Origin of the sequence: Streptomyces sp. NPDC006296, assembly GCF_040613235.1 — a bacterium.
Taxonomy (GTDB): domain Bacteria; phylum Actinomycetota; class Actinomycetes; order Streptomycetales; family Streptomycetaceae; genus Streptomyces.
This window is the reverse complement of record NZ_JBEXRT010000039.1, coordinates 63,082-70,546: the sequence shown is the minus strand read 5'-3', so window position 1 is coordinate 70,546 and position 7,465 is coordinate 63,082. Positions and strand designations below refer to the sequence as shown.

The window sequence follows — 7,465 nt, the reverse complement described above, 5'->3', positions numbered from 1 at the left end:
TCGGTCCCGTTTCACCGGGGCCCTCCGGGCGCTTCCCTTCGTTCTTGCGTTTCCGACTCTATCAGACTCTTTCGTGTCCGATTCCCGGTCGAAGCAGGATCCTGCGGTACTACTCTATTCGCTTTCCAGTTCTTCGCTTTCGCGTTTCCCTTTCGGCGTGGTCACTACGTTAGCCGATTTCCTCGGCGACTCATAATCGAGTCGGTCAGGAAAATTCCGGCATGCCGAAATTGCACCCGCCAGGGGTGAATCGTAGGTAGTGGTTGGCCCTCTCACGATGCTTCGGCCCGGTCCGATGGACCGTGCCAAGAACAACTGCATCCGTTCAAGCGGCTCGGACTACATTAGGGAAACAGCGGGGGCGAGTCAAGTTGCGCGACGACGGGGCGCATGGGCCCGGTAGGGGCTGACCGTCGGGTCGCCGTCGATCCAGAAGCGCCAGGGCTGGTGGGCCCCGTCACCGCCCACCCCGGTGCGCGGGCCGCTCCGTACCCGGTGGGGGGCCGGCGGGGTGCCCCGCAGGACGGACAGCGGCCGTCGGCGGCCGGCCACGACATCGGCCCCGTCCAGCCTGCGGTCCACGTCGAGTGCGGTGGCCAGACGTGCCGGTCCCCGGGCCAGTTCCCTGTCGTGCCGGGCCGAGAAGCGCCGTGCGCGGGCCCTCTCCGCGCCGATGCCGATCTCCCCCGCCCGGAGCAGGACCCCGCTCGCCCTGCCCTCGGGCCCGCACACCAGGTTGAGGCAGTGCCACATCCCGTACGTGAAGTACACGTACGAGTGACCGGGCGGACCGAACATCGCGCTGTTGCGGGCCGTCCGGCCGCGGAAGGCATGGGAACCGGGGTCGATCTCCCCCGCGTACGCCTCCACCTCCGTGAGCCGCAGCTCGATGACGCCCTCGTCGGTGGTCCGGACGAGCACGCGGCCCAGGAGGTCGGGTGCCACCTCCAGGACGGGCCGGTCGAAGAAGTCGCGCCCGAGCGGCGTGCGGTCCATGCCCTCGTTCATGGCGTCCGAGGGTACTGGGCCCGGTGCGACGGGAACCGGCTACGGTCGTGGCGCGTATGTAGGGGTCAGGACCAAGGAGGAAAACATGGGCTTCAAGCGGCTGCTCGCGAGCATGGGTGCCGGCGGTGCTTCGGTCGAGACCGAGCTGACCGAACTCAACGTCGTCCCCGGCGGGGTCGTCCAGGGTGAGGTGCGCATCCAGGGCGGTTCCGTGGCCCAGCAGATCGAGGGGCTCTCGGTCGGCCTGCAGGCACGGGTCGAGGTCGAGAGCGGGGACCAGGAGACCAAGCAGGACATCGAGTTCACCAAGCTGCGGCTCGGCGGTGCCTTCGAGGTGCAGGCCGGCGCGGTGCACGTGGTGCCGTTCGGTCTGGAGATCCCCTGGGAGACGCCGATCACCATGTTCGCCGGGCAGCACCTGCGCGGTATGAACATCGGGGTCACGACGGAGCTGGAGATCGCCCGCGCGCTGGACTCGGGCGACCTGGACCCGATCAATGTGCACCCGCTGCCCGCGCAGCAGGCCGTTCTGGACGCCTTCGGGCAGCTCGGGTTCGGTTTCCGCAGCGCCGACATGGAGCGCGGCCACATCCGCGGGACCCGTCAGCGCCTGCCGTTCTACCAGGAGATCGAGTTCTTCCCGCCGCAGCAGTACCGGGGGCTGAACCAGGTGGAGCTGACGTTCATCGCGGACGACCGCGAGATGGACGTCGTCCTGGAGATGGACAAGAAGCCGGGTTTGTTCAGTGAGGGCAGCGACTCCTACCGTGCGTTCAAGGTCGGCCTGAACGACTTCCAGGGCACCGACTGGGCCGCGTACCTGAACGAGTGGCTCGCCCAGGTCGGCGGCCGGCGCAACTGGCTCTGATCTCCCCCGGGGCTGTCCCGTGGTCTCCGGCGGAGCGGCGCGGCGTCGCACGGTGGTGGGACGCCGCACACGGGGCGGGGACACCTTAGGGTCGGTGCGAAGACATCGCACAGCCGATCAGGAGAGGTGCTGACGTGACCGAGCCGAAGAGGGCGCCGCTGCCGCACGACTTCCATCCCGAGGTCCCCTCGTTCACCGTGGTGAGCGAGGACCTGGCCGCCGGCGCCGTGCTGGCGGACGCCCAGGTGTTCGCCGCGGGCAACACCTCGCCGCAGCTCCGCTGGGAGGGCTTCCCGGCGGAGACGAAGAGCTTCGCGGTGACCTGCTTCGATCCGGACGCGCCGACGGGCAGCGGTTTCTGGCACTGGGTGCTCTTCGACATCCCGGCCACCGTGACGGAGCTTCCGGCCGGTGCGGGGAGCGGGGTGTTCGAGGGACTGCCCGAGGGTGCCGTCCAGGTCCGCAACGACTACGGGGCCAAGGAGTTCGGCGGGGCCGCGCCGCCCCCCGGGGAGAACCACCGCTACGTCTTCACGGTGTACGCCGTGGACACCGCCACGCTCGGGCCGGACAGCGACGCCTCGCCCGCCGTGGTCGGGTTCAACCTGCGTTTCCACACGCTGGGACGGGCCCAGCTGATCGGGGAGTACGCCGCCCCCGGAAGCTGAATGTTCGCCTCCCGTTTGCCCTGCCCTGGTCTTGGAGAGATCAGGGCAGGGCACTTTTTATTGCGTTGTCCCCCACGGTCCGTCCGGAGAGAGTTGTTCCGGGCCCGCCGACGGGCGGGCGGCACACGGGAGGTGGACGGGATGCGGGACACACTGGTACTCAATGCGAGCTTCGAGCCGCTGTCGACGGTGACGCTGAACCGCGCGGTGGTCCTGGTCCTGCAGGACAAGGCCGTCGTGGAGCAGTCGCATCCCGCGCTCCGTATGCGTGGTGCCGCCGTGGACCTTCCGGTGCCGCAGGTGATCAGACTCTGCCGGTACGTACGGGTGCCCTTCCGAAGACACGCGCCGTGGTCCAGACGGGGTGTGCTGATACGGGACCAGCACCGGTGCGCGTACTGCGGGCGGCGGGCCAGCACCGTGGACCACGTGGTGCCGCGGGCCCAGGGCGGTCAGGACACCTGGCTGAACACCGTCGCCTCGTGCGCGGAGGACAACCACCGCAAGGCGGCCCGGACCCCGGAGCAGGCGGACATGCCGCTGCTGCACCGGCCGTTCGTGCCGTCCCCGGCGGACGCCATGCTGCTGGCGATGGGCGTCGGCGACCGGTCGGCGCTGCCGGAGTGGCTGGCCCGCTCGGCGGCGTGAGCTCCGCACCGGTCAGGGGGTGTGCGGAGCCCGGCCCGGCACCGGGGGTGCGGGCTCCGTCCGTCAGCGCAGCAGCAGTTGGACGATGGCCGCGGTGCCCACGACGACGATCAGGGCGCGCAGGAGGACCGGGCTGAGCCGGCGGCCGACCTTCGCGCCGATCTGTCCGCCGATCGCGGAGCCCACCGCGATGAGGACGACCGCCGTCCAGTCGAAGTCCGCGGCGAAGAGGAAGAAGAGCGCGGCGACGGTGTTGACGACGGCGGCGAGGACGTTCTTCACGGCGTTGAGGCGCTGCATCGTGTCGTTCAGCAGCATGCCCATCAGGGACAGGTAGATGATGCCCTGGGCCGCCGTGAAGTAGCCGCCGTAGACGCTGGCGAGCATGAGCCCGATGAACAGGAGCGGGCCGCCGTCGGGGCGGGCGGCGGTGCCGGTGCGCTCGCGGCGGCGTTGCACCGCCCGGCTGATGCGGGGCTGCAGGATGACCAGGACCAGCGCGAGGGCGACCAGGACGGGGACGATCGTCTCGAACGCCGTGGCCGGCAGGGCCAGCAGGAGGGTGGCTCCGGCGAGACCGCCGATCAGCGCGCCGACGCTCAGCTTCAGGATGCGCCGGCGTTGGCCGGCGAGCTCGGCGCGGTAGCCGATCGCACCGCTGATGGCGCCCGGGATCAGGCCGAGGGCGTTCGACACGGTGGCGGTGACGGGGGGCACGCCGGTGGCGAGGAGGACCGGAAAGGTGATCAGTGTGCCGGAGCCGACGATGGTGTTGATCGTGCCGGCGCCGACCCCGGCGGCGAAGACGGCGAGCATCTCCCAGACGGACAAGGTCCTCTCCTTCGATGGTCGGTGACGCCTCCCCGCCATGAAGGTCGAGGGGCCTCACCGATCATGCACGAAGGGGTTTCCCGGTCATTCGACCGGGGGCTGCTCCCTGCGCTCCGTACCGGTGTTGAAGCCGGGGGCCCCGCCGCCGAGGTTGCCGAAGGCGCCGCTGAGTCCCTTGAGTGCGTCGCCGATCTCGCTGGGCACGATCCAGAGCTTGTTGGCGTCCCCCTCGGCGATCTTGGGGAGCATCTGGAGGTACTGGTAGGAGAGGAGCTTCTGGTCCGGGTCCCCCGCGTGGATGGACTCGAAGACCGTGCGGATGGCCTGGGCCTCGCCCTCCGCGCGCAGGGCGGACGCCTTGGCCTCACCTTCGGCGCGCAGGATCGCGGACTGCTTCTCGCCCTCCGCGGTGAGGATCGCGGACTGCCTGATCCCTTCCGCGGTGAGGATGGCAGCGCGCTTGTCACGGTCGGCGCGCATCTGCTTCTCCATCGAGTCCTGGATGGAGGTGGGCGGTTCGATGGCCTTGAGCTCGACGCGGTTGACGCGGATGCCCCACTTGCCGGTGGCCTCGTCGAGGACTCCGCGCAGCGCGGCGTTGATCTCCTCGCGGGAGGTCAGGGTCCGTTCCAGGTCCATGCCGCCGATGATGTTGCGGAGGGTGGTGACGGTGAGCTGCTCGATCGCCTGGATGTAGCTGGCGACTTCGTACGTCGCGGCGCGGGCGTCGGTCACCTGGTAGTAGATGACGGTGTCGATGTTGACGACGAGGTTGTCCTGGGTGATCACCGGCTGGGGCGGGAAGGGGACGACCTGTTCGCGGAGGTCGATCCTGTTGCGGATCGAGTCGATGAACGGGACGACGATGTTCAGCCCGGCGTTGAGCGTGCGGGTGTAGCGGCCGAAGCGCTCGACGATGGCGGCACTGGCCTGCGGGATGACCTGGATCGTCTTGATCAGGGCGATGAAGACGAGCACCACCAGAATGATCAGGACGATGATGATCGGTTGCATCGTGTGCCTCGTGCCCTTCGGTTGCCGACGGATCGCGGTGATCGAGGTCGATCGGTCATGACGATCGTATTCTCATGATGATCGACTTCGAGTGTGGCAGACGGCGGCCTGCCGTGTGACCGGTTCGCTCACATGACGACGGCCGTTGCACCGTCGATGTCCACGACGTCCACCTGCCGGCCGGGTTCGAAGACCTGGTCGTCGTCGAGTGAGCGCGCGGACCAGATCTCTCCGGCGAGCTTGATCCGCCCGCCGCTCCCGTCGACCCGTTCCAGGACGACGGCCTGACGGCCCTTCAGGGCGTCGATCCCGGTGGCGTGCGGGGACTGGTTCGCCCGGTGCCGGGCCGCGATCGGACGGACGACCGCGATCAGGGCCACCGACACCAGGACGAACACCAGGACCTGGGCGACGACACCGCCCCCCAGCGCCGCGACGACGGCCGCGGCCACCGCCCCGACGGCGAACATTCCGAATTCCGGCATCGCGGTCAGGACGAGGGGAATGCCCAGTCCCACCGCACCGATCAGCCACCACACCCACGCGTCGATGTCCACATGGTCATCGTAGGACCGCGGGCCCCCTCCCCGACAGGGCGCAGCGGAGGTTGGCCGTGGTACGCCTACTGGCCGAGCGGCAGTCCGCGGGCGGTGTAGCGGTCGCCGTGGTGTTCGACGACGAGCGGCAGCCCGAAGCAGAGGGAGAGGTTCCGGGAGCTGAGCTCGGTCTCCATGGGGCCCGCGGCGAGCACCTTGCCCTGACGGATCATCAGGACGTGCGTGAAGCCGGGCGCGATCTCCTCGACGTGGTGGGTGACCATGACCATGGAGGGCGCGTACGGGTCGCGGGCCAGCCGGCCGAGGCGGCGGACCAGGTCCTCGCGTCCGCCGAGGTCGAGCCCGGCGGCCGGCTCGTCGAGGAGCAGCAGCTCGGGGTCGGTCATCATGGCGCGGGCGATGAGGGTGCGCTTGCGTTCGCCCTCGGAGAGGGTGCCGAACCTGCGGTCGAGGTAGCCGGTCATGCCGAGGCGGTCGAGGAAGGCGCGGGCGCGCTGCTCGTCGACCTCCTCGTAGTCCTCGCGCCAGGTGGCGGTCATGCCGTACGCGGCGGTGAGGACCGTCTGCAGCACGGTCTGGCGCTTGGGGAGCTTTTCGGCCATGGCGACGCCGGCGATGCCGATGCGCGGGCGGAGCTCGAAGACGTCGGTGCCGACCCCGCCGAGGCGTTCGCCGAGGACGGTGGCGGTGCCGGTGCTCGGGAAGAGGTAGCTGGAGGCGATGTTCAGGAGCGTGGTCTTGCCGGCTCCGTTGGGGCCGAGGATGACCCAGCGCTCGCCCTCCTTCACCGACCAGGAGACGTCTTCCACCAGAGCCCGTCCGTCGCGGACCACGGATACGTCCACCAGCTCCAGTACATCGCTCATGGCGCGTTGTCTCCCCATGCAGTGTCGAGATCGTCGCGTGCCGGTCGGGCACAGCTCCCAGGGAAAACCTACGCCACCCGGGGAGTGCTCAGGCCCTGGGGCCGTTCCCTAGGCTGTCCCCATGCTTTCGGAACCACGCTCAGGGCGGCTGGCCGCCTGGGGAAACGCACTTTTGGCCGGACTTGTCTCGCCGGACGACGCGGCGCTCGCGATCGTCGGCGAGGACGCGGTGCACCGTGTCGAGGGGCTGCCGGGTGAGGCGGGGCCCGTGGGGCTCACGCTGGCGCTCGGCCGGCTGAGGGGACTGGGGGCGACCGGTTTCCGGGTCGCGCTGCCGGTGCCGGGCCATCCGCTGGGGCTCAGCGGGCCGCCGGACTTCAACGCCCGGGCGCTGGAGGCGGAGGAGGCGGTCATCACGTCCGGGGCGCCGTACGGGCTCGTGCCGGAGGTGAGTGAGGCGGGGCCCGCCGGGGATCTGCACGTCGAGGTGGTCTGGGGCTGTCTGCCGGTCCGGGAGGCCGCCCCGGCGGACGTGCCGTCGCTCGGTGAGGCGGAGCGGGAGCTGGCCGAGGCGCTGCGGGACGCCACGGCGGTGCTGTCCCGGCTGGACGTCGCCGGGTCGGGTCCGGTCGCGGAGGCCGCGGTGGACGCCTACCGGGCGCGGGCGGAGCGGGGGCGCGAGGTACTGGCCCCGGGGTATCCGCCCCGGGCGGTCCGGGTGCTGGAGCTGGCCCAGCGGGTCGGGCTGCTGGTGTCGGTGGCCCATGAGAACGGGCACGGCGGCGCGGTGAGCGCGTCCGAGATCGCGGCGCGGGGCGAGGCGCTGCGCCCGGTGGAGCGGGTGGCCAGGCGCGCGCAGGTCGCGGCGTACAACGCGTATCTGGAGGAGCGGGGACGCTGATCGCGGGGCGGGGGCCGCGCGTACCGGGCGACGGGCGCCGGGACGGTGCCGGGACCGCGGCCTCCGCCGGTGGGCTCCATCGGGACCCGCCGGCGCCGGTGTGC

At 70.5% G+C, this 7,465-nt stretch carries 9 protein-coding genes; 4 read left to right on the top strand and 5 right to left on the bottom strand.

All coding sequences use genetic code 11. The features are described from left to right. Positions 1-366: 366 nt before the first annotated feature. Complete coding sequence (locus ABZ172_RS24140; RefSeq protein ID WP_356886303.1) at positions 367-1,008, bottom strand: DNA-3-methyladenine glycosylase; 642 nt, start codon at positions 1,006-1,008, stop codon at positions 367-369. Between the two features lie 85 nt (positions 1,009-1,093). Here ABZ172_RS24140 and ABZ172_RS24135 point away from each other — a divergent pair, with 85 nt between their 5' ends. From ABZ172_RS24135 to ABZ172_RS24125, 3 genes are all read left to right on the top strand, one after another. Beyond that, positions 1,094-1,876, top strand: a complete 783-nt coding sequence (locus ABZ172_RS24135) for a sporulation protein (RefSeq protein ID WP_356886302.1) — start codon at positions 1,094-1,096, stop codon at positions 1,874-1,876. A 134-nt stretch (positions 1,877-2,010) separates the two neighbouring features. Further along, on the top strand, positions 2,011-2,544 hold the full coding sequence (locus ABZ172_RS24130; protein ID WP_356886301.1) for a YbhB/YbcL family Raf kinase inhibitor-like protein: 534 nt from the start codon (positions 2,011-2,013) through the stop codon (positions 2,542-2,544). Between the two features lie 141 nt (positions 2,545-2,685). After that, a complete protein-coding gene (locus ABZ172_RS24125) occupies positions 2,686-3,192 on the top strand; it encodes an HNH endonuclease (protein ID WP_356886299.1) in 507 nt (168 codons plus the stop codon). 63 nt (positions 3,193-3,255) lie between these two features. Here ABZ172_RS24125 and ABZ172_RS24120 read toward each other — a convergent pair whose 3' ends face one another. The 4 genes from ABZ172_RS24120 to ABZ172_RS24105 all read right to left on the bottom strand — a co-directional run bounded on the left by ABZ172_RS24120 (position 3,256) and on the right by ABZ172_RS24105 (position 6,460). After that, positions 3,256-4,023, bottom strand: a complete 768-nt coding sequence (locus ABZ172_RS24120; RefSeq protein ID WP_356886297.1) for a sulfite exporter TauE/SafE family protein — start codon at positions 4,021-4,023, stop codon at positions 3,256-3,258. A gap of 84 nt (positions 4,024-4,107) precedes the next feature. After that, positions 4,108-5,037, bottom strand: a complete 930-nt coding sequence (locus ABZ172_RS24115; RefSeq protein WP_104790097.1) for an SPFH domain-containing protein — start codon at positions 5,035-5,037, stop codon at positions 4,108-4,110. Between the two features lie 128 nt (positions 5,038-5,165). Continuing rightward, complete coding sequence (locus ABZ172_RS24110; RefSeq protein ID WP_356886295.1) at positions 5,166-5,594, bottom strand: NfeD family protein; 429 nt, start codon at positions 5,592-5,594, stop codon at positions 5,166-5,168. Positions 5,595-5,659: 65 nt separating this feature from the next. Then, complete coding sequence (locus ABZ172_RS24105; RefSeq protein WP_356886293.1) at positions 5,660-6,460, bottom strand: ABC transporter ATP-binding protein; 801 nt, start codon at positions 6,458-6,460, stop codon at positions 5,660-5,662. A gap of 121 nt (positions 6,461-6,581) precedes the next feature. Between ABZ172_RS24105 and ABZ172_RS24100 the strand changes: the two genes are divergently transcribed. Continuing rightward, positions 6,582-7,361 carry a hypothetical protein gene (locus ABZ172_RS24100; protein ID WP_356886291.1) on the top strand — a complete coding sequence of 260 codons (780 nt, stop codon included), beginning with the start codon at positions 6,582-6,584 and terminating at the stop codon, positions 7,359-7,361. The last annotated feature ends 104 nt before the right edge of the window (positions 7,362-7,465 follow it).

Bases quoted from the DNA above. Each gene is read 5' to 3' on its own strand.
- ABZ172_RS24115 (WP_104790097.1), bottom strand. From the start codon at position 5,037: ATGCAACCGATCATCATCGTCCTGATCATTCTGGTGGTGCTCGTCTTC.
- ABZ172_RS24125 (WP_356886299.1), top strand. From the start codon at position 2,686: ATGCGGGACACACTGGTACTCAATGCGAGCTTCGAGCCGCTGTCGACG.
- ABZ172_RS24140 (WP_356886303.1), bottom strand. From the start codon at position 1,008: ATGAACGAGGGCATGGACCGCACGCCGCTCGGGCGCGACTTCTTCGAC.
- ABZ172_RS24105 (WP_356886293.1), bottom strand. From the start codon at position 6,460: ATGAGCGATGTACTGGAGCTGGTGGACGTATCCGTGGTCCGCGACGGA.
- ABZ172_RS24100 (WP_356886291.1), top strand. From the start codon at position 6,582: ATGCTTTCGGAACCACGCTCAGGGCGGCTGGCCGCCTGGGGAAACGCA.
- ABZ172_RS24135 (WP_356886302.1), top strand. From the start codon at position 1,094: ATGGGCTTCAAGCGGCTGCTCGCGAGCATGGGTGCCGGCGGTGCTTCG.